Source organism: Burkholderia aenigmatica (assembly GCF_902499175.1).
GTDB classification, from domain to species: Bacteria; Pseudomonadota; Gammaproteobacteria; order Burkholderiales; family Burkholderiaceae; genus Burkholderia; species Burkholderia aenigmatica.
Window position 1 is genome coordinate 125,174 of sequence record NZ_CABVQC010000012.1, and the last position, 25,791, is coordinate 150,964.

26 protein-coding genes, 1 pseudogene and 1 riboswitch are annotated in these 25,791 nt (G+C 65.6%); of the genes and pseudogenes, 8 read left to right on the forward strand and 19 right to left on the reverse strand.

The features are described from left to right. Window positions 1-238: 238 nt before the first annotated feature. The 6 genes from BDO18943_RS11510 to BDO18943_RS11535 all read right to left on the reverse strand — a co-directional run bounded on the left by BDO18943_RS11510 (window position 239) and on the right by BDO18943_RS11535 (window position 5,853). Window positions 239-988, reverse strand: coding sequence for a hypothetical protein (locus tag BDO18943_RS11510; protein WP_374101767.1), 750 nt, complete (start codon window positions 986-988; stop codon window positions 239-241). A gap of 309 nt (window positions 989-1,297) precedes the next feature. Continuing rightward, complete coding sequence (locus BDO18943_RS11515; protein ID WP_407649803.1) at window positions 1,298-1,447, reverse strand: helix-turn-helix domain-containing protein; 150 nt, start codon at window positions 1,445-1,447, stop codon at window positions 1,298-1,300. A gap of 238 nt (window positions 1,448-1,685) precedes the next feature. Next, entirely contained in the window at window positions 1,686-2,042 is a 357-nt protein-coding gene (locus tag BDO18943_RS11520; RefSeq protein WP_175022394.1) for a hypothetical protein, read from the reverse strand. A gap of 42 nt (window positions 2,043-2,084) precedes the next feature. Then, window positions 2,085-2,188: riboswitch (SAM-I-IV-variant riboswitch) on the reverse strand. 157 nt (window positions 2,189-2,345) lie between these two features. Further along, window positions 2,346-3,836 carry a phenylacetate--CoA ligase family protein gene (locus BDO18943_RS42615; RefSeq protein WP_175022395.1) on the reverse strand — a complete coding sequence of 497 codons (1,491 nt, stop codon included), beginning with the start codon at window positions 3,834-3,836 and terminating at the stop codon, window positions 2,346-2,348. After that, window positions 3,833-5,041, reverse strand: a complete 1,209-nt coding sequence (locus BDO18943_RS11530; protein WP_260865335.1) for a nitroreductase family protein — start codon at window positions 5,039-5,041, stop codon at window positions 3,833-3,835. The genes BDO18943_RS42615 and BDO18943_RS11530 overlap by 4 nt, the downstream gene beginning before the upstream one ends. After that, the gene (locus tag BDO18943_RS11535; protein ID WP_175022419.1) at window positions 5,038-5,853 is read right to left on the reverse strand and encodes a DUF6597 domain-containing transcriptional factor; all 816 of its coding nucleotides are present in this window, start codon (window positions 5,851-5,853) and stop codon (window positions 5,038-5,040) included. Before BDO18943_RS11535 ends, BDO18943_RS11530 begins: the two co-directional genes overlap by 4 nt. Before the next feature lie 120 nt (window positions 5,854-5,973). On the opposite strand from BDO18943_RS11535, the gene BDO18943_RS11540 reads away from it, so the two are divergent. Continuing rightward, window positions 5,974-6,633 (forward strand): glutathione S-transferase family protein, encoded by a 660-nt coding sequence (locus BDO18943_RS11540; RefSeq protein WP_175022397.1) that lies wholly within the window; start codon window positions 5,974-5,976, stop codon window positions 6,631-6,633. A gap of 50 nt (window positions 6,634-6,683) precedes the next feature. On the opposite strand, the gene BDO18943_RS11545 is transcribed toward BDO18943_RS11540, so the two are convergent. The 10 genes from BDO18943_RS11545 to BDO18943_RS11590 all read right to left on the reverse strand — a co-directional run bounded on the left by BDO18943_RS11545 (window position 6,684) and on the right by BDO18943_RS11590 (window position 16,118). Beyond that, a complete protein-coding gene (locus tag BDO18943_RS11545) occupies window positions 6,684-7,772 on the reverse strand; it encodes a porin (RefSeq protein WP_175022398.1) in 1,089 nt (362 codons plus the stop codon). Between the two features lie 203 nt (window positions 7,773-7,975). Then, window positions 7,976-8,311 (reverse strand): Rieske (2Fe-2S) protein, encoded by a 336-nt coding sequence (locus BDO18943_RS11550; RefSeq protein ID WP_175022399.1) that lies wholly within the window; start codon window positions 8,309-8,311, stop codon window positions 7,976-7,978. Window positions 8,312-8,314: 3 nt separating this feature from the next. After that, the gene (locus BDO18943_RS11555; RefSeq protein ID WP_043178613.1) at window positions 8,315-8,626 is read right to left on the reverse strand and encodes a YciI family protein; all 312 of its coding nucleotides are present in this window, start codon (window positions 8,624-8,626) and stop codon (window positions 8,315-8,317) included. Between the two features lie 5 nt (window positions 8,627-8,631). Then, window positions 8,632-9,504, reverse strand: coding sequence for an intradiol ring-cleavage dioxygenase (locus tag BDO18943_RS11560; RefSeq protein ID WP_175022400.1), 873 nt, complete (start codon window positions 9,502-9,504; stop codon window positions 8,632-8,634). A gap of 28 nt (window positions 9,505-9,532) precedes the next feature. Continuing rightward, on the reverse strand, window positions 9,533-10,600 hold the full coding sequence (locus BDO18943_RS11565) for a maleylacetate reductase (protein ID WP_175022401.1): 1,068 nt from the start codon (window positions 10,598-10,600) through the stop codon (window positions 9,533-9,535). A gap of 8 nt (window positions 10,601-10,608) precedes the next feature. Further along, window positions 10,609-12,075, reverse strand: a complete 1,467-nt coding sequence (locus tag BDO18943_RS11570; protein WP_175022402.1) for an aldehyde dehydrogenase family protein — start codon at window positions 12,073-12,075, stop codon at window positions 10,609-10,611. Window positions 12,076-12,120: 45 nt separating this feature from the next. Then, the gene (locus tag BDO18943_RS11575) at window positions 12,121-13,140 is read right to left on the reverse strand and encodes a hydroxyquinol 1,2-dioxygenase (RefSeq protein ID WP_043178619.1); all 1,020 of its coding nucleotides are present in this window, start codon (window positions 13,138-13,140) and stop codon (window positions 12,121-12,123) included. A 38-nt stretch (window positions 13,141-13,178) separates the two neighbouring features. Further along, complete coding sequence (locus tag BDO18943_RS11580) at window positions 13,179-13,673, reverse strand: cupin domain-containing protein (protein ID WP_043178621.1); 495 nt, start codon at window positions 13,671-13,673, stop codon at window positions 13,179-13,181. 115 nt (window positions 13,674-13,788) lie between these two features. Next, complete coding sequence (locus BDO18943_RS11585) at window positions 13,789-14,718, reverse strand: LysR family transcriptional regulator (RefSeq protein WP_043178622.1); 930 nt, start codon at window positions 14,716-14,718, stop codon at window positions 13,789-13,791. A 146-nt stretch (window positions 14,719-14,864) separates the two neighbouring features. Continuing rightward, a complete protein-coding gene (locus BDO18943_RS11590; RefSeq protein WP_043178624.1) occupies window positions 14,865-16,118 on the reverse strand; it encodes an MFS transporter in 1,254 nt (417 codons plus the stop codon). A 470-nt stretch (window positions 16,119-16,588) separates the two neighbouring features. On the opposite strand from BDO18943_RS11590, the gene BDO18943_RS11595 reads away from it, so the two are divergent. Together BDO18943_RS11595 and BDO18943_RS11600 are read left to right on the forward strand one after the other, a co-directional pair. Next, window positions 16,589-16,846 (forward strand): PAAR domain-containing protein, encoded by a 258-nt coding sequence (locus tag BDO18943_RS11595; protein WP_175022403.1) that lies wholly within the window; start codon window positions 16,589-16,591, stop codon window positions 16,844-16,846. 310 nt (window positions 16,847-17,156) lie between these two features. Then, window positions 17,157-18,647, forward strand: a complete 1,491-nt coding sequence (locus tag BDO18943_RS11600) for an aminotransferase class V-fold PLP-dependent enzyme (protein ID WP_175022404.1) — start codon at window positions 17,157-17,159, stop codon at window positions 18,645-18,647. A 132-nt stretch (window positions 18,648-18,779) separates the two neighbouring features. Here the strand turns inward: BDO18943_RS11600 and BDO18943_RS11605 are convergent, their stop codons facing one another. Beyond that, complete coding sequence (locus tag BDO18943_RS11605; protein ID WP_175022405.1) at window positions 18,780-19,736, reverse strand: LysR family transcriptional regulator; 957 nt, start codon at window positions 19,734-19,736, stop codon at window positions 18,780-18,782. Between the two features lie 157 nt (window positions 19,737-19,893). Here BDO18943_RS11605 and BDO18943_RS11610 point away from each other — a divergent pair, with 157 nt between their 5' ends. The 3 genes from BDO18943_RS11610 (at window position 19,894) to BDO18943_RS11620 (ending at window position 21,312) form a co-directional block, all read left to right on the forward strand. Continuing rightward, window positions 19,894-20,448, forward strand: a complete 555-nt coding sequence (locus tag BDO18943_RS11610) for a flavodoxin family protein (RefSeq protein ID WP_175022406.1) — start codon at window positions 19,894-19,896, stop codon at window positions 20,446-20,448. A 28-nt stretch (window positions 20,449-20,476) separates the two neighbouring features. Then, entirely contained in the window at window positions 20,477-20,776 is a 300-nt protein-coding gene (locus tag BDO18943_RS11615; protein WP_175022407.1) for a superoxide dismutase, read from the forward strand. A 116-nt stretch (window positions 20,777-20,892) separates the two neighbouring features. Then, a complete protein-coding gene (locus tag BDO18943_RS11620; RefSeq protein ID WP_175022408.1) occupies window positions 20,893-21,312 on the forward strand; it encodes a hypothetical protein in 420 nt (139 codons plus the stop codon). Between the two features lie 8 nt (window positions 21,313-21,320). On the opposite strand, the gene BDO18943_RS11625 is transcribed toward BDO18943_RS11620, so the two are convergent. Further along, the gene (locus BDO18943_RS11625) at window positions 21,321-22,421 is read right to left on the reverse strand and encodes a DJ-1/PfpI family protein (RefSeq protein WP_175022409.1); all 1,101 of its coding nucleotides are present in this window, start codon (window positions 22,419-22,421) and stop codon (window positions 21,321-21,323) included. Between the two features lie 88 nt (window positions 22,422-22,509). Here BDO18943_RS11625 and BDO18943_RS11630 point away from each other — a divergent pair, with 88 nt between their 5' ends. Both BDO18943_RS11630 and BDO18943_RS11635 read left to right on the forward strand, forming a co-directional pair. Then, the gene (locus tag BDO18943_RS11630; RefSeq protein ID WP_175022410.1) at window positions 22,510-23,520 is read left to right on the forward strand and encodes a GlxA family transcriptional regulator; all 1,011 of its coding nucleotides are present in this window, start codon (window positions 22,510-22,512) and stop codon (window positions 23,518-23,520) included. A gap of 290 nt (window positions 23,521-23,810) precedes the next feature. Further along, window positions 23,811-25,343, forward strand: a complete 1,533-nt coding sequence (locus BDO18943_RS11635) for an amino acid permease (protein WP_175022411.1) — start codon at window positions 23,811-23,813, stop codon at window positions 25,341-25,343. A gap of 121 nt (window positions 25,344-25,464) precedes the next feature. Here the strand turns inward: BDO18943_RS11635 and glyA are convergent. Beyond that, window positions 25,465-25,791, reverse strand: a pseudogene (glyA, locus tag BDO18943_RS11640) (serine hydroxymethyltransferase); the annotation flags it as partial.

Genomic DNA, 25,791 nt, shown 5'->3' on the forward strand with positions numbered 1-25,791 from the left:
CAGCGAGCCCGATCGAGATACCCGAGAGGGCATGAGCCAGTTCCGCGAGATCGACCGGCTCGCCGCCGGCGAGCCGGACGGTGGCCTCATGCAATCGGTATCGACAGATCACCCGCTTCGGCATCACGCCCACATCGCTGGAAAAACGCCGCTGCAGCGTGCGCTCGCTCAACCCCGCACGCTCGAATGTTCCGTTGCGGAGCCCCTTTACCGGCCAAAGACTCGCGCAAGAAACCCGCTATTTCGAGAGACTCCGCTTCTTCAACAACACCGCACCACTCGCCGGACTCACGAGCAAAATGGATTCGATATCCAGGTACAACCTCGAAGTCCTCGTCGTGATGTCGGTCGGCTCGTCGTTGCTCGGCTCGGCGTGCTCGATGTGTTCGGTCAGGTACGGCCGGACCAGACGCCCGGAAAGAGCGAACACGAACCCGCCATGCGTTTGCGCGTACGCAGCGGGTGACAGCCTCACGCGGCCGCGCACAGTGGACTTCCTGCCTTTTCCGGGATCGAGTTCGATGATGTCGATCTGCTGGATATAGCCTTTCGCCTTCGCCTCGGGTGCGATCACGAGCCCTCGCCCTCGCGGCCCGGTAATGACCTTTCTGAGCAGGATGCCTGTCCGGCCTTCGCCGTCGGCGTCGACCAGGTCGACGTTCACCTTCAACAGATGCTTCTGCGACTGATATCGCAGCCCGTACGACGCCGGCACCAGGAAAGTTACCTCACGATCCAGGTTGACCGCAGCCAGGTCGGCGTTCTGGCCATGCTTGTCGACCACGCCGGGGATCAGGCTGCGGACGCGATCGCTCAGGGACGGGGACGCGCTGTTGACGTGCAGCTTCTCCAGTGCTTCCCGAATCGCAACCGGATCGTCGCCGACAATCGGCCGCGTGAGCGGCGTGTTGGCCGAAACGGCAGGCGCGACGCTCGCCGTTTCGTTGACATCGTCGGCCGCTGCACGCGTCGCGACTGGGGCCAGCATGATCGCCACGGCGACGACGCACGCGCCATTCAGACGGCCCAACAAGGATCTCCGGTGAGACACGACAACTCCTGGTTTTCTGGCGGATCGGTCGACTATGAGATCGGCAGGATCAAACGATCGGTAACGTACCAACCGTTCGAGTTCACCGATCGCCTGCGCGACACATCATAGGTTCATTGTCAGTTGGGCGACAGGCCGGCGCGCCACACTATCGTATTGCCCAGACTACAACAATCCACGACAAGCGAGCAGCGGCGCGACGGGCGGGGGCGGTGACATTCAGTTGCCCGTCGCGAAACCGCAACCTCACTCCTGCCGATCCTCCCGCCTGTATTCCGCTGGTGCCTTCCCCACCAGCTTGCGGAAATCGCGCGTGAAATGCGCCTGATCGACATACCCGAGCGCATAAGCCAGCTCCGCGAGATCGACCGGTTCGCCGCCGATCGAACACCAGATTCACGCACGGATACACTCCGTCGGGCTCTATGCATCGACGGGTGCTCAGCGCGGCGAGGAAATCTCCGGGCGGTCGAACGCGTCGCTCAAGAGCTCTGGCTACCAGATGACACTGGCACTTTAGTTTTGAAGACTACGTCTCCGAAACATGTCGAGGAAGTCGTATGTGAACGCTCGTTAGCTTGGCTGGCAGTGAGAAACGTTCAAGCTCAGGGGCGACAGGTCGCACTGCCATCGCCTAACAACCGCTCCCCGACGCATTCTCGGACGCAGCTGACCCACCCCGCACGAAATGATGCTCCACCCTCGTGCGCAGTACACCATCGAGCCCAGCAAGCCGTTCACGCAGCCGCACCGCCTGCCTTTCCGTCATTTCCCCGAGAACGATTTTCTGCTCAAGAACATCACCACAGCGGGTAATGGCCCAACGATCAACCGTAGCAGTTTCACCTTCGAGCACAGCCGCCGCAGTCGAGACAATGCCCGGATTCCGTCTCGACACGAGATGAACCGTATGCGTCAACGTAAAACCAGGAAGGAACTGCGACCAGTCTTCACAGACTGCCGGGCGGGAAGCGGAGGAAATTTGGCTCATGGTTGCTCCGGATGATTGGTTATCGAACCGGTGCCAGCCATGCTGCTCCCGTTTCGTTGCCGTAAATCGGCCGCATCGCCTCAGAGGCGTCCACCTTGCCCGGGAGGGCAGGTTGGCGTCGAAGAATCCGACTCTGGATGCTTGACTTCTCACGTTCGACATCTCGAACGATGGTTCATTATACCGAAAAACAGATATCGGGCAAGAAGTGCCGGGAAAGCAGTACCTTGGCCGGACGGCGCCGCCGATCCGACCCTCACGCCCCCCATCAGGCAACGCGTGTCCGAGCGCATCGCCCCACCCTCACGCGATGTACTTGTTCTTGATCCGAATATCCCGCCCCTGAAACGGCCCGGTATCGTGATCGTGCATGTGCACGATCACCTGCTTCGGGTCGAACAATCTCGACACTTCGCGAAAATCCTGATTCACGCGCTTCATCCCTTCGAATATCTCGCCATGCAGCGCCGCATCGTCGAGCTGCACCGACCCATTCCCCAAAGCCCGCTCAAGATGGACATGCAGGAAGCTCGTCAATTGCGCGTCCTCGGTCGTCGCGAGCTGGAACGTGCTGATCGCGTCATGCAGCACCGGCGACGCGGACAGAACCTGCTCGATATCCGACGGGAACACTTTCGAGCCATAGAACGGCACGCTCGAATCGTTACGCCCGTACACGAACAGAAACGGGAAATGGCTGGTGCGTGACGCAAAGTCCGTCAGGCGCATGCCATGCGCCGACAGACGCTTGTTCAGCTCGCGGAATTGATACGTCCCACCCGAATCGCGAATGTTGTACCGGATCTTCGGCGCCGCGCCGGACTGCCGCCCGATGGTCACCAGCAGCTCACCGTCGTCATTCGTCTCGATCACGTAATCGAGCGCGTTGTACTGGAAGATCATCGGCGGCGTATCGCGCCCGAACAGTTCGCGGCACAACTCGGGGCGACTCAGCAGCGCACGCCGCAGGCCGATCGTCGTCGGCGTCTCGACACCGATGTTGATCTCGAGGTCCGACGCGCCATACGACGAGATCACCGTGCTCGCCTTGCGCAGCAGATGGTCGCGCAACGCTTCCGACAACCCTTCCCCGCCGACGATGAAATCGATGTGATACGGCGTCAGGTCGAGGTCGCATTCGTCGACCACCGAGCGGATAAACGGCGGGTAGCCGAAGATCAGGTACTGGTACTTCGGCCCGAACAGCTTCAGCGTGTTGATCAGCTTGGCCTTGTCCGGGCCGATCGACTTCATGATGCCGACGTCGACGAGCGACATCGATACGTTCATGCCGGTCGCCCACGGCCCGAGCGCAAAGCAGTTCAGCAGCATCTTGCCGGAGTCGCGAAACACCAGCTGATAGTTCAGCTGCAGGATGCGCTTGACGTCGCTGCGTTCGGCCGCGCTGCGCACCCAGTTGTTCGGCTGGCCGGTCGATCCCGACGATTCGTCGATGACGACGCCCGACTTCGGTATCGCGCCGCCATAGCAGCGCTGCTCGATCGAATAGCGCTTGATGTAGTTCTCCTTGGTCATGGCGGGCAGGTCCGACAGCCGCCATGTGCCGCCGGCCTTGTAGCCTTCGGCCTTCAGGAACTCGATGTACGCGGGGCACGACGTGCTCGCCTTGAGGAACGCGACGCGGGCGCGCATGCGGCCGACATAAGCCAGATAGGGCTGAAAGATCGGCGCGTTGAGGAATACATAGAGACGTCCGTCGACGCTGATCACGCGACGAAGGAACCAGAGCGTCCAGAGGACGGCTTCGAGAAAGAGGCGAATGAGCGTGTTCATGCGGATCTCGGCGAGTGGAACGGAACCGGCGCATCGACGAGGATGTCGGCAAGCGCCCTGCGTTGGCTCTGCGGCGGCGTACGCGAGTAGCCGACCTTGAACACGAGCCAGGCCCGGTCGACTCCGGTATGCGCGCTGAACCACGCGGCGGCCTCGGGGTTCGTGACCAGGTTGCCGTATGGATGCAGGTACAGGCCGAGGCTCGTCAGCGCGAGCCAGAAGCGCAGCAGGAAACGGCCCGATTCGATCGCGTTCTCCGGATTGAAGAAATCGCCGCTCAACACGCCGATCGCCGGTACGTGGCCCAGTTGCGACCGATAGCGGCGCTTGAAATAGAAGCGCGTCGGCTTGAACGTCAGGATCTTCGACAGACGCGCTGACATCCAGAACTCCGCCCGCGACAGGTTCATGCAGCGCCAGTCGAGGCCGTCGCGGTGCCGGGCCGTCGAACGCTCGGTGAAGCGAAACCAGCCGGTGATCTCGTCGTGGTAGTCCGCGACGTTCATGTCATGGAACACGGCGTCGATGTTCGTCGCGATGATCGGCTCGATCAGTTCCGCACCCGACAGGTGCGTATATCGATGCCCCCATTCGTCGGCGAGCGCCGCCAGCTGCGCGACGGCCGCGTCCGGTACCGGTGTCGGATCCATCGAAACGCGCGACGTGCGGCGCGCCAGCATCAGCGCGGACGGATCGTCGCGCGACGCGTCCGCGTTCGCGTGGGCAACGAGCCGCAACGCGGCGAACGGTATCAGCCCCGGCGGCGTCGGCTGCGACAGCATGGCCGCGAATACCTGCACCGGGCGATGCAGTTGCCATTCGACGCGCAAGCCGTGCGGCGCCGCGAGCAGATCGATCGCGTCGATGAACATGCCCATCGCGGACAACAGGAACGCACCGGTCGTGTCTTCCTTCGGCAGCGTGCGCGTGCCGTCGATGAACAGTTCGGCGTAATCGTCCGAGATCAATTGCACGCGCCACGGCTGAACGTTGTGCGGCGACGGTGCATGTCGGGCCACGGTCAGGATCGTGTGCCAGACAGAAAAGTCTTCAGCGGGAATCCCCGGCATATCTCGTGGCTTCCTTGTTGTTGTGCGGCTGATTGCCGTTGTTGCGCGAGAACCGGCCCCTCTCAAGACCGGGTAAAGCTGTGCGCATCTTACATGAGGGCCGAGGCTCCCCCACGGATGCCCGGGCGACGTCACTGCTGCGAGTCGTCCCGCCGGTATTCGGCCGGCGCCTTGCCCACCAGCTTGCGGAAGTCGCGCGTGAAATGCGCCTGGTCGAAGTAGCCGAGCGCATGCGCCAACTCCGCCAGATCCACCGCATCGCCGCCGGCGAGCTTGTCCGCGGCCTCATGCAGCCGATACCGACAGATCACCCACTTCGGCGTCACGCCCACATGGCCGGAAAAGAGCTGCTGCAGCGTGCGCTCGCTCAGGCCGGCACGTTCGGCCAGGTCACGCACCTGCGTGAGACCGCTATCCTGCTGCAGCATCTGCAGAATGTCGTGGATGCGTTCGACCTGCGGATCGGGCGGCGGCAGCACCCGCAGCAGCAGCGACTCCGCGGCCGACACCATACCGGCATCGTCCGGCGCACCGAGCACCGCCTCCTCGGCTTCCGCATCGCTACCACCCAACAGCGTCGACACCGGCAGCACCTTGTCGGTCATCCAATGCACGGGCTTGCCGAAAAACGCACGAAAGGCGCCGGGCCGGAAGCGCACGCCGATCACGCGCCCCGCATCGGCCAGCGTGGTTTCAAACGCACCGGACACCACACCGAAGATGCCCGTGCGCCGCCGGTCGAACACCAGGTTCACGCACGGATACGGCAGCGTGCGCTGCACATGGGGCGGCTGGTCGCGCAAATCCCATTCGACGATCCAGTGGTGATCCAGCACGCCGGCCAGTTCCGCACACGGGTAGTAGCGATTCAGGCGGAAGCGCTGCCGGGCAGCCCGTGGGCCAACCACGCCCTTCGGGGTAGTGGTCACCTTGCGCAAGTCGGACATGATGTGGACGGTAGTGGCGATGTCACGATGATGCACCGCCACAGCGGATTTTTCCAAGACGGCGACGCACGGACGTCCTACATTGGGTTCCCTCTCCCCGACCGCATTCCGGAGCCCGCCATGCAACCAGACCGTCACCTGATCCTCTACCACGCGCCGCGCAGCCGCTCGGCCGGCGCCCGCATGCTGCTCGAAGAACTGAACGCCGACTATGAACTGCACACATTCGACCTGTCGAGCGGCAAGCATCACGACCCCGACTACCTGCGCACCAACCCGATGGGCAAGGTGCCCGCGCTGCGCCACGGCGACGTGATCGTCACCGAACAGGCCGCCGTCTACCTGTATGCGGCCGAGCTGTATCCGGAAGCCGGTCTCTCGCCAGCGGCAGGCGATGCGCTGCGGGGGCCCTATCTGCGCTGGATGGTGTTCTACGGTTCGTGTTTCGAGCCGGCCATCGTCGATCGCTCGATGAACCGCCCGCCCGCACCGTACGCCACGTCGCCCTATGGCGACTTCGATACCGTCGTCAACGCGATCGAGACGCAACTGGCCAAGGGGCCCTATCTGCTGGGCGAGCGCTTGACGGCCGTCGACGTACTGTGGGGCGCGGCGCTAAACTGGATCACGCTGTTCAAGCTGATGCCCGAGACGCCGACGGTGCGCGCGTACATCGACCGTATCCTCGCGCGTCCGGCGATCCAGCGCGCGCAAGCGGCCGACGCGGCGCTGGCGGCAGCGCAGGACAACGCGAAGACGGCCGCCGCGCCTGCCAGGTAGCGCAAAGGCACAAGGCGGGGCGGAACGGGATGCCCATTCCACCCGCTCCGTCAGAACACCGTATGTAACCCGATCCGCGCCACGGTCTGACTCGCGGAGCTCGACGCCCCGTTCGGATCCAGCACGCCGTTGACCTGCGCATCCGCGCCGTTGTTCGCGCGCTGGTAGTCGGCCGACACATACACCATCGTCCGCTTCGAGAACAGGTACTGAAGCGCCACGCTGACCTGGTGAGCGTGGTTGTTGTTCACCGCTTCATTGCCCTTCATGTACATGTACTTCGCGCCCAGCACGACGTCCGGCCTGACGTGCCACAGCCCGCCCGCTTCGGCCATCCACACCCCGGCGTCGTTGAAGGAATTGTGCACGGTGGTCATCAGCGCATCCGCGGTCACGACACCGAAGTCGTAATGCATCCCGACGCCCCAGTTGCGCACGCTGGTGGACGGCACGCCGGGTGCGGGACCGTATTTCTCGTTCGTGTAGGCCACGCCCACCCCGAATGGCCCCATGTCGTAGTTCAGCCCTGCGCTGACCGCATTGTCCGCCCCGATTGATCCGGCCACCCCGCCGAACGCGTACATCGCGCCGCCGGAAAAACCCGACACCGTCGGCGAACTGTACTTGACGGAGTTCGCGATCGGCTTGCTACCCGCCGTGCGATCCCAATCGAACGCACCGGTCGGATTACCGGGAAGCGCGAGGCGCTGGAACGGGCCATTCCGGAAGCCGTACAGCCCCGAGATATCCCGTGAAATCGCGTTGTTCCTTGAAAACAGGGAATCGACCATGAAGTCGTACTGATTGCCCAGCGTGATGCTGCCGAACCGGTCGCTTTCGAGGCCCACGTACGCGTTGCGCCCGAAAATCCCCGTCCCGATGATGCTGCCGTTCGCCATCGAGAACTGGTTCACGAGCGCGAAGGTCGCGCGATATCCGCCACCGAGATCCTCCGTGCCGCGAAAGCCGAACAGATTGGGCGCGTAGATGCCGTCGTCGAACTTGGCGTTTTTTCCGCCGCCCTCGTTGCTGACATAAGAAATGCCGGCGTCGATCAGACCGAACATCGTCACGCTGCTCTGCGCCCATGCGCCTTGCGCCACGGCGAGAATCGCCACTGCTCCAAACCTGAGTTTCATTGCGTCTCCGTCTTTTTTATGAAAATGCGAGGCTGCCACCCGCTACGTGGCAGGTGCTCGTTCGATGCTTCACAAGAAATCGCCTTCATTCCGGTGTCCGGCGTTGACTGACCCGCACCCGAAATATGATTAGTCTTACTGATTTATCAATACGATTACCGTCTTATCGACCGGCCCCGCCCATACGCATCGAAGCACTCGAATCAAGCGCCCCGATAGATGATCCACGCAGCGGAGTCCACCTCGACAACCACGGTCTCCAGCGCCGATCCCGAACACGGCCCGTCGATACACACGCCATCGTCGAACCGGAACAGCGCGCTGTGATGGGCGCACATCAATACCTGCGACCGGTAACAGGACACGCTGCCCGGTACGAAATCGAGCGGCACCGAGAAGTGCGGGCAACGATTCACGTACGCCCATACCTGCTCGCCGCGTCGCACCACGATCACGGGACGTCCGATGCAGGCTTCATCGACGACCCGCGCGCCGCCGTCGGGCACATCGGAAAACCGGCAGAGTTGTCGTGCGTCCATCTCTCACACTCGCTGCTCGGGGTTACCGAGGCTCCAGTCCCACGGCCGCACTTCCACGCGCGAGAACAGCCCTTCCTTCACATACGGATCGTTGCCGATGAACTGCATCACCGCCTGAATGTCGTCCGCCTCCACAACGAGCAGCGTGCCGTTCATCGCGTCGCCGTGCGGGTCCAGCGTCGGGCCGCCGAGCCGCACCACCACGCCGTGCTGGTCGGCCGAGCGCAGGTAGGTCCGGTGACGCGGCCGCACGCGATCGCGCACGTCGCGCATGCCCGGCTGGTCCGTTGCAAACACCGCAAAGAATCGCGCCATGACAGTCAGCTCCGGTCGAGGACGAAGTCGTACGTCACTTCGCGATACGGGCCGGTCAGGCCGAACTGACGGGCGAGCGCGTCGTCCGCGTCGCACCGGCGATACGCCACCATCAGCGACGGCTTCACGCCGAACACGGCGTCCGACTTCAGATAGGGATCGTCCTCGTCGAACAGATGCGTCACGAGCGTACGGCAGCCCGGCGCGTCGATCATGAAGTGCAGATGCGCGGGCCGCCACGGATGACGCCCGGTGGCTTCGAGCATCTTCCCGACCGGGCCGTCGGTCGGAATGGGATAGCTGATCGGCAGAATCGTCGTGATCGCGTAACGGCCTTCGGCGTCGGTGCGGTAGCGGCCGCGCAGGTTGCCGTGCGGTTGCGCCGTATCCTGGCCGGAATACATGCCGTTTTCCGCCGTCTGCCACACGTCGAGCACGGCGTTCGCCACCGGCTTGCCGTCGGTGGTCAGCACCCGGCCGTGCACGACTGCCGGCACGCCGGGCGTACACGCCATGTTCTCGCCATACGCGCGATCGGGCATCCCCTCGATATAGAACGGACCGAACACGGTCGTTTCCGTTGCGCCGGTCGCGAAGCGATGGTTGATCGCATCGACCAGCATCGAGACGCCGAGCGTATCCGACAGCAGGATGAACTCCTGTCGCACCGCGTCGTCGCACCTCTTCCCGGTCTCGGTCAGGAAGCGGATCGCGGCCATCCACTCCGCCTCCGTCAGCTCCGTTTCGCGGACGAACGCGTGAAGATGCCGCACGAGGCTCTGCATCAGCGCGCGCAGGCGCGGGCTCGGCGTGCCGTCGAAGCTGGCGACGACCTGCCCGGTCAGCCTGGCGTCGTCGTCATGGTGGTCATGGCTCATCTCTGTCTCCGTTGACGCGTCGGGCCGTTCATTGCGGCGCACGCCCTTCCCATGCGTGCTGAAGCAGCGCGCGAATCGCCGGGCGTTCGATCGGCCGCGGATTCGCGTACGGATTGCGGCACGCGAGGTCGGCCGCTTCGTCGAGGCCCGCCTCCGGCATCCCGAGGTCGGCGAGCGCCGGCGCGATGCCGAGCTGCGCGTTCAGCGCGAACAGTAGCGGGCCGGCTTCGGCTGCGTCGTTCCCGCCCAATGCGCGCGCCACGCGGCGCAGCGCATCGGGCGCGGCAGCGTGGTTGTAGTGCGCGGTGTGCGGCAGCATCGCCGCGTGCGTCTGTGCATGCGGCAGGTTGAAGGTGCCGCCGAGCGTGTGGCACAGCTTGTGGTGCAGCGCCATGCCGACCGCACCCAGGCAGGTTCCCGCGAGCCATGCGCCGTACAGCGCGCGGCTACGCGCCTCGCGGTTCCGCGGATCGCGCACTACCACGGGCAGCGCTTCGCCGAGCGCGCGGATCGATTCTTCGGCCATCAGGCTGATCACCGGGTTCGCGTCTTCCGCATAGAGCGCCTCGACGGCATGCGCCATCGCATTGATGCCCGATGCCGCCGAAATGTCCGGCGGCAGCGACAGCGTCAGCGACGGGTCGTAGAGCACGGTACGCGGCAGCACGCGCGCGTCGCGCCCGGTGCGCTTCAGCCGACCTTCCGTGAGCCCGAAGATCGGCGTCATCTCCGAGCCGGCATACGTCGTCGGCACGGCCAGGATCGGCAGCACCGATTCGAGCGCAATGGCCTTGCCGAGCCCGATCGTCGACCCGCCGCCGATCGCGACGCAGCAGTCCGCCTCCAGCTCGCCGGCCATCTCGCGCGCCGCGTGCGCGACCTCGATCGGCACGTGCATGACCGCCTGCGCACAGATGCCGGCGGCCCGCTCACCCAGGATCGCCTCCACGCGCTCGGCGAGCGGCCGCTGCTCGGGCGTGGACAGGATCAGCGCGCGGCGGGCGCCGAGCGTCGACAGCTCGTCCGGCAGCCTGTCGAGCGCGCCCCATTCGAACACCACGCGGGAAGGGGTGCCCTGATAGACGAAGCGATCCATGGCGAACCTCAGCGCTTGAAGTGCGGCGGCACGTTGCCGTCGACGTTGACCCACACCGACCGCGCTTCCGTGTAGTCGTGCATCGCCTCGAAGCCCATCTCGCGGCCGTAGCCCGACTGGCCGACGCCGCCGAACGGGCTGCCCGGATTGACGCGCTTGTAGCAGTTGATCCAGCACATGCCCGCGTTGATCTGCGATGCCATCTTGTGTGCCCGCGAGAGATCCTTGGTCCAGAGGCCGCTGCCCAGCCCGTATTCGGTTGCGTTGGCAATGGCCAGCGCTTCATCGTCGCTGCCGAAGCGCAGCACCGTGACGAACGGGCCGAACACTTCTTCCTGCGCGACGCGATCGGCCGCGCTCCTTGCCTCGATGACCGTCGGGCGCACGTAGTAGCCGTTGGCGAGCGCCGGATCCTGCGGTGCGCTGCCGCCCGTGAGCACGCGGCCGCCCTGTTCGCGCGCGACGTCGACGAACGACAGCACGCGATCGAGGTGCTGCTTCGACGTCAGCGGCCCCATCTCGGTGTTCGCATCGAGCGGGTTGCCGATGCGGATCGACGACGCGAGTGCCACGAAGCGCTCGAGGAACGCATCCGCGATGCGCTCGTGCAGCACCAGACGCGAGCCGGCGATGCACGCCTGCCCCTGGTTGTGGAAGATCGCCCACGCGGCGCCGTTGATGGCCGCGTCGAGGTCGGCATCGTCGAACACGATGTTGGCGCCCTTGCCGCCCAGTTCGAGTTGCACACGCTTCAGGTTGCCCTGCGACGCTTCGACGATCCGGCGGCCGGTGGCCGTCGATCCCGTGAACGCGATCTTGCCGACGCCCGGATGTTCGGCGAGCCGCTGGCCGGCCGACTGCCCATAACCGGGGACGATATTGACGACACCTGCGGGGAACCCGACCTCGGCCATCAGCTCGACGATGCGCAGCGTCGACAGCGGCGTGATTTCCGACGGCTTGAGCACCACCGTGTTGCCGGCGGCGAGCGCCGGGCCCATCTTCCAGCTCGTGAACATCAGCGGAAAATTCCACGGCACGATCTGGCCGACGACGCCGATCGGCGCGCGCTGCACGTAGTTCAGGAAGCCGGCTTCGACCGGAATCACCGAGCCTTGCAGCTTGTCGGCCATGCCGCCGAAGTAGCGGAAGCAGGCGGCCGTGCGCGGCACGTCGAGCGAGCGAGAATCGCGGATCGGGTGGCCGGTGTCCAGCGATTCGAGCTGCGCCAGCTCGTCGGCGTTGGCCTCGATCGCGTCGGCCAGGCGCAGCAGCAACCGGCCGCGTTCGGCGGCCGGCAGGGCCGACCATTTGGGGAACGCGCGCGTCGCGGCTTCGACGGCCAGATCAACGTCGGCCGCAGTGGCGGCCGCGATCTTCGTGATGACGGAGCCGTCGTGCGGGTTCAGCACGTCGATCGTGCCGCGGTCGACGGCGTCAACGAAGCGCCCGTCGATGAAGAGTTGGGTTTGCATGAATCGTCCTCGGTGTAAGGCTTGAAGCGGAAACTGACGCGCCGCTCAGAACGCGATCGGATACGGCGCGAGCTCGCCGCTCTCGTAGCGTTGCGGCAGGTCGGGCGTCGCGTTTTCCCAGACCAGCAGCATCGACCGCTTCGTGGAATAGCCCTGATGCCGGATGTCGGCAGGCATCGCGCAGATGTCGCCGGCGCGCATCGTCACGCGTGCGCGCGGCGCGCCGGTGTTCTTGTCGCCGATGTCCCACACGATTTCGTCGGACAGTTGCAGGAACCATTCGACGCGGTCGTTGCCGTGGAACACCGGCAGGATGAATTCCTCGGTGGTCGGGCAGAACAGGCTGCGCCCGCACACCGACGTGACCGACGGATTCCACGTCACGTCCGAGCGCGACAGGTACTTGAACAGGTTGAACGCGTGCAGCTCGCCTTCGAAGCCGGGCTCGACATGCACTTCCGGTTCGTCCTGCGCGACGTCGACGAACGCGCGGTTGACCGGCAGGTCGTCACGCAGCGGCGAATCGCCTTCGAGGCCCGGCATGCGGCGCGTCGCGATACGCGTGCGCTCGATCGCCGAACCGTTTTCGCCGTGCTTGCGCCCGAACGCCGTGCCCGTTTCCTCCGGCGCCGCGAACGGGTCGAAGCCTTCGTTGGTCCAGTCGTGCAGCATCGCCTTGAAGGTCGCCATGATCGTGGGCGTGTCGAAGGTCTCGGTGTAGTCGACCCCGGCGTCCTTCAGGATGCCGTTGAAGGTGCCCGCATACATGTCCACCTTGCCGTAGTGATTGCGCGTGCCGAACACGTGGTCGAAGTTCACCCAGCCGTAGAAGAAGCCCCATGCCACGTCGCGCATCATTGCGCGCAGGAATGCGTCCGCCGGCATCGCATGCGTGCGCGTCTGGCCTTTCGCGGGCCAGCAGATCTTCACGAAATATTCGTCGCGCTGAAATTCGAATTCACCGAGCCGGAAGCGGCGGTAGCCGGTGACGGCATCGGCTTCGGTGGCTTGCACCAGATCGGCGGCAAAGCCCGCGGAAAGGTCGAGAGTGTCGAGGGTGGCCATAACGTGTCTCCTGGAATAGTCGAATGAGGTCGGTCGAATCAGTGCAGGCAGATATCGGCCCACTTCTCCACGGACAGCTCGCCCAGGACGGTCTGCACGAGTGCGACGCCCGGCTGGCTCGCGGTGAAGCGGTACGCACAGCCGGCCGGCAGAAGCGCCTGGTGGCCTTGGCGCAATACGACGTAACCCATCTTGCGGCCGGCCGGCTGGGTGCCGGCGCTCACGGTGCCGCGCCCCGATGTCGGCGGCGTATCGAGCTTGATGAATTCGATCCGGACTTCGCCATCCATCTGGATCACGAACTCGTCGTGCGCGCAGGCGAACCACGGCGACTGGCCGTCGGTCCGCAGCACTTCGATCACGTATTCGAGGTTCTTGCCGGCGACGACCTTTTCATAAGGGGCCGACTTCGATGCCACCTCGAAGACATTCGAGAAGGCGTAGTGGCGGGCGCTGCCGCTGGTGATTTCGATCTCGCCCTTCCGGTAATGGTCGAGCGAGCCAAATACGGTGTGGAATGCCGTGTCGGTCATTTCTGTCTCCTGAGTTGAACCGCTTGTTGGATTCAACTCTAGGGGCAAGGCCCGCCCGCAACAAGGCACGGGACGGCGACTACGGCATTTGCGTTTCGCGAATAATCCGCGCGCTTCAACGCACCCAGCCGCGCTCCAAAAGCGGACGATCCCACGGGGATTCGTCGCCGATGGTTTCCGCGAGGAATTCGACGAGCGCCTTCACCTTCAACGCCTGTCGCTGCGTCGCGGGATAAACCGCGGCAAAGCTCAGCGGCGCGAGCTGGAAGTCGGTCAGGATGGGCACCAGTCGGCCGGCGACCAGCGCGTCGCTCGCCACGAGCGTCGGCAGGCACACGACGCCGCCGCCCGACAGCGCATACTCGCGCAGCAGGTGCACGGAGTTCGAGCGGATCATGCCCGGCAACTCCATTTCGACGACCTCGTCGCCACGCGTCATCGTCCAGCGGTTGCGCGACGGATAGCCGGAATAGAGCGCCGTGGTGTGCTGCAGCAGGTCGCGCGGATGTTGTGGCGCACCATGCGCGTCGAGGTAGGCGGGCGACGCGCAAAAGAGGCGCCTGACGGTGAACAGCCGCCTTTCGATCAGCGACTCGGAGATGGGCGGGAAGATCTGGAACGCGATGTCGAACCCTTCTTCGACAGGATCCACGACGCGGTCGTTGACGATGACGTCAAGCTGGATGCCCGGGTAGCGCCGGTTGAATTCCATCAGCGGCGCACCGAAGTGATCGAGGGCGAAACCGGGCAGCACCTGGATGCGCAACCGCCCGGTCGGCGTCGCGCGAAGCTCGCGCATCTGGTCCGTCAACTCGTTGACTCGCCCGACCACCTCCGCGCACTCGCGATAGAACGCCTCGCCCACTTCCGACAGACGCACGTGGCGCGTGCTGCGATGGAATAGCGGCGCGTTGACGAACTTCTCGAGCTGCTGGATGCGGTTCGTCACGACCGAGCTGGTCACGCCGAGCTGCCGCGCCGCCTCGGCGAAGCTGCTCGCCTCCGCCACCCTGACGAATGCCTCGATGCTCAGAAACCGGTCCATACCGCGCCCTTTTTCGACAGCGAAACCGGCAGTCTACCTGTGCGGGTATCGGGCTGTGTCATGCGGGAGGCGTCACTGTGTCCCCCAATCGATGTCAATTACCGAGGACACCGGCCCCCGCATGCGCCGCGCTGCCCGCGCGGGCCTTACCGCGATTGCTCGCCGGCCGCCAGTTCCGGTTGCACGGCCACGCGACGCTGCAGCACGGCCGGCGCGGTTTCCTTCAGCAGCAGGCTGACCACGATGCCCAGCACGACCGCGCACATCGGCAGCCACAGAATGTTCTGGATGCCAAAGTGTGCGGCGACGTAGCCGCCCAGCGCCGGCGCGATGCCGCCGCCGAAAATCTCGCCGACCCCGACCACCACGCCGATCGACGTCGACACGAGCCCGATGGGCGCGGCCTCGGTCGCCACCGGGCCGGACAGCAGCGACACCAGCCCGAGCGTGAAGAACGACGCGACGAACAGGACCCCGAACAGCGCGAGCGGCTGCGGGCCGAGGCCGCGGAAAATGTAGAGCATCACGGCCGTTCCCGCGAAGCCGACGATGCTCGCGAGGCGGCGGCCGACCAGGTCGGACAGGCCCGGCAAGCCGAACTGCCCGAGAAAACCGCCGAAGCCGATCGCCGACACGACGAGGCCCATCTTCTGCGTGCCGAGCGCCAGGTAATCGGTCAGGTACAGCGGCAGCAGCGCGCCGAGCACGAAGACGCCCGTCATCGCGCAGCACAGGGCGGCCATCGCCACGAGGATGTTGCGGCTCTTGAGCACATGGCCGAGCGACGCCGGCGCATGCTCCGACGCGACAGCCTTCGTGACCTTCGGCTCACGGATGACGAAGAACATGATCGCGCCGAGGATCAGCCCGGGAACGGCCACGAGCGCAAAGACCCAGCGCCACGACACGAAGCCGAGCAGCTGCGTCGCGATGATCGGCGACAGCGCGAGCCCGAACAGCGCGAAGCCGCTTTGCTGCAGGCCGAGGTTCAGCCCGCGCCGCCGCGGATGCGACGCGTCGGCCGTCGCGGCAAAGCTGGTCGGGCAGAACGAGCCTTCGGCCACGCCCATCAGGCCGCGAATCGCCATCAGCCCGAGCAGCCCGCCCGCGAGCCCCGAGAAGCCCGACAGCAGCGAGAACGCGACGATGGCCGGAATCAGCACCTTCCTGCGGCCGATCTTGTCGGAGATGCCACCCATCAGCGCCGCGAAGATGCCCCACGACAAGCCGAGCACGCCGATGCAGTTGCCGACGTCCTGCGCGTTCAGGTTGAGGTCCTTCATGATCGAAGGGAACAGCGGCGCGATCAGCCAGCGATCGAGGCCGACCAGCCCGAAGCCGAGCGCCAGCAGCGTGACCGCCTTCCACTCGTATGAGGTATCCCACTCGTTTGCTTTCATGTCCGTCTCCGTGGACACAGGTTCGCCTGCGCGCGCCGGAGCGCCTGCGCATGAGCCAGGTCCGATGTCTTTTGTGTGCGACGCGAATCGCGAGGAAGTGTCGGCCGCCGTTCCGGTTCGTGGCGCGGAATTCAGTCAGCCGACGTCACCACGATAGGTGCAAGGCCGCCAATCGGGTATGGAACAACCGGCGAACGCGCCATTCGCGAAACGCAAATAATCGGGCGGAGCGGGCAGAAAGGGACGGCGGGAGGGCGTGGAGCCGGTGCGCGCAAGGTAGACATGGCGCTCGCTCGCGCGTGACGGGGGAATCCCTGATAGACATTGCGAGCGCCCGCGCAGGGCCCCGCGCACGCGAGCTATACAACATCATCCGACAGGCTGGGTATTCGTGGTGATGCCAACCAGCGCGGCAGATTGCTTCGCCCGAACGTGGTCGCCGCGTCAGACCATTTGGAGGATGAAATCCCATGCGGGGAATTATCCGGGTAGAAGACAGGCATACCCGCGGCGGCCGGGTCGAATCCGGTGCCAGGAACAGCACGGTGATGGGGCGCGCGGTCGCCCGCAGCGGCGATGCGTGTTCGTGTCCGATTCACGGTGCTTGCGAGATCGCCGAAGGCGACCCGGCCTTCGACATCGAAGGCCGCGCCGCCGCGTTCGATGGTCACAAGACTTCGTGCGGCGCGGAATTGATCTCGTCACTTCAACATTCGGGGCGGGTCTGAATGCCGACGACCCGACGCATGACCGCCGAACAATGCTCACGGTCACGATCCCGTCGAAGCACGAGCACGCGCTGCTGGCATGGGTACGGGATGCACATCGGTTATCGACCCAACCCGGCCCCGATGCGACGACGTGATCGACACCCGCTCCCGGTCCGGCTAACCTGCGGAGAAATTAATTCCCTTATTCCACATCCAAAGAAAACGTTATTCCATATCAAGCTGAATCGCCAGCCAACTTTGGATCCTTTTTCCCGCCTGTCCCCCGTATCATTTCTTCCATTCCGAAAGAAAAGAGTATGAGAAGGACATGAGCGACACCACCACGCTGCACTACCTCGACTACGCGGCCACGACGCCCGCCGATCCGCGCGTGATCGAAGCGATGACGGCCTGCCTCGGCTTCGACGGCATCTTCGGCAATCCCGCGTCGAGTTCGCACGCCGCCGGCCGCCTGGCAAAGGACAAGGTCGAGCAGGCACGCGCGCAAGTCGCCGCGCTGATCGGCGCGGATGCCGACGAGATCGTCTGGACGTCGGGCGCCACCGAATCGAACAACCTCGCGCTGAAGGGCTTTGCGGAAAACGCGACCGGCAAGCGCCACCTGATCACGAGCCGCATCGAGCACAAGGCCATTCTCGACACGATGGCGAACCTGTCGAAGCACGGCGCGTCGGTCACGTACCTGACGCCCACCCGCGACGGCGAGATCACCGCCGACGCGGTCGCGGCCGCCATCGGCCCCGATACGGGCCTCGTATCGCTGATGCTCGTCAACAACGAGCTCGGCACGCTGACCGATATTGGCGCAATCTCCCGAATCGTGCATGCCGCGGGCGCGCTGCTCCACGTCGACGCCGCGCAGGCGCTCGGCAAGACGCCGATCGACGTGCGCGCGCTCGGCATCGACATGCTGTCGATGTCCGCGCACAAGGTGTACGGCCCGAAGGGCATTGGCGCGCTGTTCGTGCGCCGCGACATCGCGGACCGGATCGCCCCTCAGATTCATGGCGGCGGGCATGAGCGCGGCTTGCGTTCGGGCACGCTCGCCACGCATCAGATCGTCGGCATGGGCGTTGCATGCGAACTGGCCGCCGAAAAGCTCGACGGCGAAGCCGCGCGGATCGCGGCGCTCGGCGCCCGCCTGACGGACGCGCTGGTCGCACTCGGCGACGTCACGCAGAACGCGGCCACCGCGCGCCGCATCCCGCACACGCTGAGCCTGACGGTGAATGCGCCCGGCTTCTTCCCGTTCATGCTCGGCGAAGCGCTCGCCGTGTCGTCGACGTCCGCATGCAACTCCACCAGCGGCGCACCGTCCCACGTGCTGACCGCGATCGGCCTCGATGCGGAGACGGCAGGCCGCACCGTGCGCGTGAGCTTCGGCCGCTTCACGACGGAGCAGGATGTCGACTTCGCGATCGCCTGTTTCCGGCAAGCGATCGAACAGTGTCGCGCGACGGCCGCGAACGGCTTCTCCGCGTCGCGACAGATCACGCCGGCCGACCTGAAGGCGATCCGCAATGCCGGCTTCCGCTCGGTGATCTGCAACCGGCCCGACGGCGAAGGTGTCGACCAGCCCGCGTTCGACGAGATCGCCGCGGCGGCCCGCGAACTGGGCCTCGAAGCACGCTATCTGCCGGTCGAGCGCGACCGCATCGGCGAGGCAGAAGTCGACGCATTCGGCGCGCTGGTCGATACGCTGCAGAAGCCGGTACTCGCTTACTGCGGCAGCGGCAACCGCGCCGGCATGCTGTGGAATCGTTGGTCCGCGCGGCGTGCGGCTTCGGCTTCGGCCTGAACGGGAACACCGCCACGCCCTACTGCCCCCGCCCCACCCGCGTTCGCGCACGAAGCCGATGCTTCGATGCGCGGCCGGGCGGCGGTGTCGATTGAAGTCGCACCGGCTTCGCACCTTGCCTTCCGCACGTCATCACGCGCCATACGCGTCCAGCGCCTTCAACGGCACATGCAGGCTCTCGTTCGAGGCAAACGCGTCGAGCAGATAGTCGACCGTCGCCTGCACACGCGACGCCTTCAATGCACGATGCGGATACTGCAGCGCCATCTCGTAGGTGCCCGGCGCGAAATGGCGGCGCAGCAACACCTTCAGCCTGCCGGCTTGCAGATGCGTCCAAGCGAGATGCACGCCGACCCGCGCGATGCCCAACCCGTCGACGGCCGCCTGCACCCCGGCTTCCGGCGCCGAGAACGTCAGCAGTGCCGATTCGCCCGGATCGAACTCGACCAGACTCCCGTCGCGCCGCCTGAATCCCCACGTCGCGATTTCACCGTCAAGAAAGCGGCGCGCGATCAGCCGGTGCGCGCCGAGATCGTCCGGCGTTCTCGGAATCCCGTGGCCGGCCAGATACGCGGGTGACGCCACCAGCACCGCATGCATGCGAAAGATCGGCCGCGACACCAGCGCCGAATCGCGAATGTTGCCACCACGTATGACGATGTCGTAGCCGTCGCGTACGACATCGACGATCCGGTCGTCGAAATCGGCTTCCACTGACAGGCCGGGGTACCGCGCCAGCAATCCGGGCAACACGGGTTGCAGGTGATCGCGCCCGAACGCGGCGCTGGTCGAAATGCGCACGCGCCCTTGCGGCCCGAGCCGCTGCGCGACGATGCTGTCGACCGCCGAGTCGAGCGCCTCCAGCGCGACGCGCGCCTGGCGCAGGAACACGCTGCCTTCGTCGGTGAGCTTCAGCGTGCGCGTGGTGCGGTTCATCAGCCGCACGCCCAGCGCGTGCTCGAGGCCGGCGACGTTCTTGCTGACGGCGGCAGACATAATGCCCAGCATGCGGCCGGCCGCCGCAAAGCTGCCGCCGTCGGCCGCGTGCACGAACGACAGGATCGCGCGCGTCCGTTGTGACAAATCCAAAGCAGCCTCCTTCAGTCGACACGTTGCACGGTACATCCTCACCTGCCGCCGATTATCAACCTGAAGTTGAGAGCGACTCAACCCGGACCCAACTTCCGGTTACGACTCGCGCCGCCCACAATGCGGCCATCGTTCAACGTACTGCAAAGGAGTAGCCATGCTTGTCACCATCGTTTTCGACAGCGGTCACGGTCACACCGAGCGACAGGCACAAGCCGTCGCGGAAGGCGTGCGTCGCGTGCCGGGCGCGGAAGTCCGGCTCATCGCGGTCGCCGACGGCGCGATTCCGTGGGAGGCGCTCGCCGCGAGCGACGCGATCATCTTCGGCTCGCCGACGTACAACGGCTCGATCAGCTCGCGGCTCAAGAAGTTCATGGAAGACTCGACGCGCCCCGCGTGGCTTCCGCAAACCTGGCGCAACAAGATCGCGGCCGGCTTCACCAACTCCGGCGCGCAGCACGGCGACAAGCTGAACTCGCTGATGACGATGACGCTGTTCGCGGCGCAGCACGGGATGATCTGGGTCGGGCTCGACCTGTTCGCCGGCGCCACGCCGAACGAGCGCAATCGGATCGGCGGCTGGCTCGGTGCGATGGCGCAGTCCGACGACGTGTCGCCGGAACACTCGCCGATCGCCAGCGACCTCGACACCGCCGCGCATCTTGGGCAGCGCGTCGCCGAACTGGCGTCGCGGTTCGCGGCCAGCGCGTAAGCGGCAAGACGTTCGCAAGGGGATCGACATGAAACTGCTGTGCCTCGATGTACCGCTGCCTGGCGCCAGCCTGGAGACCTATCAGCCGCACCTGCTCGATGAAGTACGCCACGCGTGGCAACTGCTCAAGCACGGGTTCGTCCGCGACATCTATTTCCGTCAGGATCGCCCCGGCGTCGCGATCATTGCGGAGTGCGATTCGAGCGAAAGCGCCCGCGAAGCGCTACGCGAGTTTCCGCTGGCGAAGGCCGGGCTCATCGACTGGGACATCATTCCGCTCGGCGCGTTTCTCGGCTGGGAAACGCTATTCGCAGCGAGCAACGCGTGATCCTCGCGGACGGCGGCGTGACGCGAACATGCCGCTCGCTCGCGCTTCGACTGGGCAAGGCCGGGCGCCGGTGAAATCCGGCACAATGGCCGTCGTGTCCGTCACCCGAAACCCGAATGCCCTGCCCGTCCCATTCCCGCGCGTGGAAGCGCGCCGACGCTGATGCACGTTCGGCCAACACCCCATGCAACTGGCGGCGTGCCAGCCGGGCCGCCGCGCTGCTGCTTGCCGCGAGCGTCGCCGCGTGTGACGCGACGCCGGTACCGGATCGACTCTCGGACTTCGACGCGACCTACGCGATGAAGGAGCGGTTCGGCCTCGGCGACGTCATGGTGTTTCTCGGCTCCTGCATCGGCGCAAAAAACCCGACTTACCCGATCCAGGCGGCCTGCACGCTGGTCATCCGCTCGAACGGCCACGGGACGGAGACGCAGGCCGATTTTCACTGGAACGGGACGAAATGGGTGGCCGAGCCCACCGAGTCGCGGGACATCCTGCCCTATCCCGATCCAGTGCTCGCAGAGTGGGTGAAGTAAGCCGGCCGCTACTTCGGATACTCCAGCTGCAGCGCGACCCAGCCCGATGTCGCATCGCCGTAGCGGGCCGCGATATCGCCGAGCACGCCGGGAAGCACCGATTCGCCACGCCGACCGGCCGGCATCGTCACGCGCGCATGCCGGACATTCGCCGGCTGCGCCAGCAACCGCAGCCCGTGCGTTGACGCGATCACGCGCGCGTCCGCCGTCGCGACAACGTCGCTGCGCCAGGTTCGCGCCCACGCGTCGGCGGTCAACGCAACCGGAAGCTCGTCAAAGCCGTTTTCGACCGGAAGATCGAACGTCTCGTGCCGCCAGAACGCGACGCGGTTCGTCAACGCGACCGCCACCGCACGCGCGGTCAACGCGAACCCGCTGCCGTCGTGAACGTCGCTCCATGCCTGCGCACCGACGCGCCGCGCAGTCTCGCGTGCCGCTGCCGGCCCGGCCAGCGCACTCACCAAGGCCAGCGAAGCGGGAATCGACGCCGACACGCCGGTCGTCGTCATGACGTTGCCGTCCATCACGTAGCGGCGATCGTCGACCCACGTCGTATCGGCAAAGCGGCGGCGCAGGCCGTCGCGCGAATACCAGTGGGACGTCGCCGTGCGATGCCGCAGCAGGCCCGCATTCGCGAGGACTTCCGCGCCATCGCAGATCGCCACCATCGTCGCGCCGGCACCGGCCTGCTTGCGCAACCACGCCAATACTGCGGGGCTGTCCGCGCGATGCAAAGCAGGCACGATCACCACATCGGCCCCCACTGGCGTGGCGGCATCGAACCGTTCGAAGGTCGTGTCGGCCAGCATGCGCAGCGCGGGCATCAGTTCGACCTCGCCTTCGTCGGCCGACACGGCGACGACATCGGCCACACCGGACGTCTTCAGCATCGCGTACGGCACGATGAAATCGGTCGTCTCCGTGCCCGCGTTGTCCGCGACGATCGCAACGAGCGGCCGCGTGCGGCCCGCCTTCGGTGCGCCGATCGTCAGCGCGCGTGCGACCGGCGGTGTGTCCTCCGCCATCGCCGGTGCCGTCCGCCCCGCTGCACACGCGCCCAGCATCGCGCCCGCGAGCAGCACTGCCCCGCCTGTCTTCCATACCCGCATCGTCCACCCGCATCCGTCGATTGCACGTCCTGAAAATTACAAGGATCATGCTCGCGGTCACAAGGACAACTCCACCGCACTTTCCGCCATGTCCCAGTCAACCTGCCCGGCACGCGACATCGTCGTCGTCGGCTTCGAAGGCGTCCAGTCGCTCGACATCACGGGCCCGATGGAAGTGTTCGCGGTCGCGAACCGTTACCTGCCCGACCATGCCGTGCCGTACCGGCTCACGCTCGCGTCGCAACACGGGGATGACATCGTCACGCACGCGGGCCTGCGCCTCGCCGGTACCGTCGCGCTGGCGGCGCTGCCGGAGCGGATCGACACGATCGTCGTCGCCGGCGGCGATGAAGCGGCGCTGCGGCACGCCGCGTCGGAAGCCGGCGTGCTGCCGTGGCTGCGCACGCGGATCGCGGACACGCGGCGCATCGCGAGCATCTGCACGGGGGCGTTCGTGCTCGCCGCGGGCGGATGGCTGGACGGCAAGCGCGCGACCACGCACTGGAACCAGTGCGCGGCGCTGCAGGCGCTCTGCCCCGGCGCGCGGATCGAACCGGACGCGATCTACGTGAACGATCCGCCGTTCCATACGTCGGCCGGCGTGACGGCCGGCATCGATCTGTGTCTGGCACTCGTCGAGGCGGACTGCGGCGCGCCGACCGCGCTCGCGGTCGCTCGCGAACTCGTGCTGTTCATGCACCGGCCCGGCGGACAGGCGCAGTTCAGCGTCGGGCTCGGCTCGCTGGCCCACGCGACGCCGCGCATGCGCGCCCTGCTCGCCGAGATCGCCGACGATCCGGCCGGCGATCTCGGTGTCGCCGCGCTGGCCGCACGGATGCACATGAGCGAACGCTCGTTTGCGCGCCATTTCCTCAAGGAGACCGGACTGTCGCCCGCGCAGTACGTGCTGGCAGCGCGCATCGAGCGCGCGAAGGCGCTGCTGGAGCGGGCCGACTGGCCAATCGAACGGATCGCCGAGCGATCGGGATTCGGCAGTATCGACGCGCTGCAGCGCGCGTTCGCGAAGCAGGTCGGCGTATCGCCGCGCGACTATCGCGCGCGCTTCGGACCGCGACGCGACAAGCCGCGGGCGGAATAGGCCACCACCGGGTTCGGCATGTGTCCGGGCCCGCTTTCCCGGCGGCAATCGCCTGCCGGCACGTGCGGCGCATCCGTCACGCCCCCGGTCATCCGGAATTTCACTACGTTGCCGAAATCTGATAGAGCCGGGAGATTTGATTTCATACCGTTCACGCATCGGACTGGAAAGCGATTGCCGATTTCCCCACGGCATCGCGAGCCGCCGACGAATCCCAGGAGCGGGCCGTATCGCACGGCCCGGGCGGCGATGACGGTCCTGCCACGCAGGACATTCGTGACGGAGCGACCATGGATGCAAAATTCCAGCCTGATTCAGGCACCGACAGTGACGTAAGCCTGCTGCACAAGATGGGCTATGCGCAGGAACTGTCGAGACGTATGAGCGGTTTCTCGAACTTCGCGGTTTCGTTTTCGGTGATCTGCATCCTGTCGGGCGGCATCACCGCGTTCCAGCTCGCGTTTTCCGCCACCGGCGGCGCGTCGATCGGCCTCGGCTGGCCGTTGGGCTCGCTGTTCGCGCTGATCGTCGCGGTGTCGATGTCGCAAATTGCGTCCGCGTTTCCGACGGCCGGCGGCCTCTACCACTGGGGCGCGATCCTCGGCGGGAAGAAATGGGGGTGGATGACCGCGTGGCTCAACCTGATCGGCCTGATCTTCGTGATCGCCGCGATCAATTTCGGCACCTACGATCCGTTCTTCAAGACGCTGATCGCGCCGATGTTCGGCGTCAGCCCGGACAGCCTGACGTGGTGGCATCAGACGGCGTTCATCGCGTTCATCACGATCTCGCAGGCGATCCTGAATGCCCGCGGCATCAAGATCGCGAGCAAGATCACCGACCTGTCGGGCTACCTCATTTTCGTGGTGACGATCGCGCTGGTGGTGTCGCTGCTCTACTACTCGCCGGTCGCGTTCGATGCGCATCGATTGGTGACATTCACCAATTTCACCGGCGTCGACGGCGGTGCGTGGCCAAAGCAGGCCACGCCGCTCGCGTTCCTGTCCGGCCTGTTGCTCGTGACCTACACCATCACCGGCTTCGACGCTTCCGCGCACACGTCGGAAGAGACGCACGACGCGGCCAAAAACGTGCCGCGCGGCATCATCGGGTCGGTGTTCTGGTCTGCGGTGTTCGGCTACGTGATGGTGTGCGCGTTCGTGCTGGTGATGCCCGACCTGACCGCCAGCATGAAGCAGGGCACCGGCTTTTTCGAAGCCATTCTCGCGCCGATTCCGAAGACCTTGCGCGTCGTCCTCGAACTCGCGATGTTCTTCATCAACTACGTGTGCGGGCTCGCCGCGATCATGTCGACGTCGCGGATGATGTATGCGTTCGCACGCGACGGCGGGCTGCCGGCATCGAAGCTGCTGCGCAGCGTGAACCCGACGCACCGGACGCCCGGCCCCGCCATCTGGACGTGTGCGGTGCTCGCGATCGTCGTCACGCTGTACGGCGACGCGTTCTCGGTGCTGAGCGCCGGCAGCGCGGTGTTCCTGTTCATCTCGTATGCGATGCCGATCGGCTCCGGGATGCTGGCCGAAGGCCGCACGTGGACCGACAAGGGCCCGTTTCAACTGGGGATCTGGTCGAAGCCGTGTGCGCTGCTCGCGCTGGTCGGCGCCTGTGTGCTCGCGTATGTCGGCATCCAGCCGCCGAACGAGAAGGTGCTGTACGTGCTCGTCGGTTTCGTCGTCGTGCTGATGGTGATCTGGTACGGCTTCGGCGTGCGCAACACGTTCGCGGGGCCGCCGGTGCTGAAGGACACACGCAATCTCGACCGCATCCGCGAACTCGAGGCGAACGTCGATCCGACTGTCTGAAGCGTCTTCGAAGCAGGCTGAAAAAAAACCGACTCGCGGGTTCGATGCCGCGAGTCGGTTTTTTGTTGGAACGTGAAGCGACGCGGTTCGACCGCCTTGCGGCAGCCGAACCCCGCGACCATCAACCGTAGACGGGAAAACGCTTCGTCAACTCCGCAACCTGCCCGCGCACACGCTCGAGCGTAGCCGCATCTTCCGGCGCTTCCAGCACATCGGCGATCAGGTTGCCGACGATCTCCGCTTCCTTCACGCCGAAGCCCCGCGTCGTCATCGCCGGCGAACCCAGGCGCACGCCGCTCGTCACGAACGGCTTTTCCGGATCGTTCGGGATCGCATTCTTGTTCACCGTGATGTGCGCCGCACCCAGCGCCGCTTCCGCTGCCTTGCCGGTGATGTTCTTTGCGCGCAGGTCGACCAGCATCACGTGGCTTTCCGTACGGCCCGACAC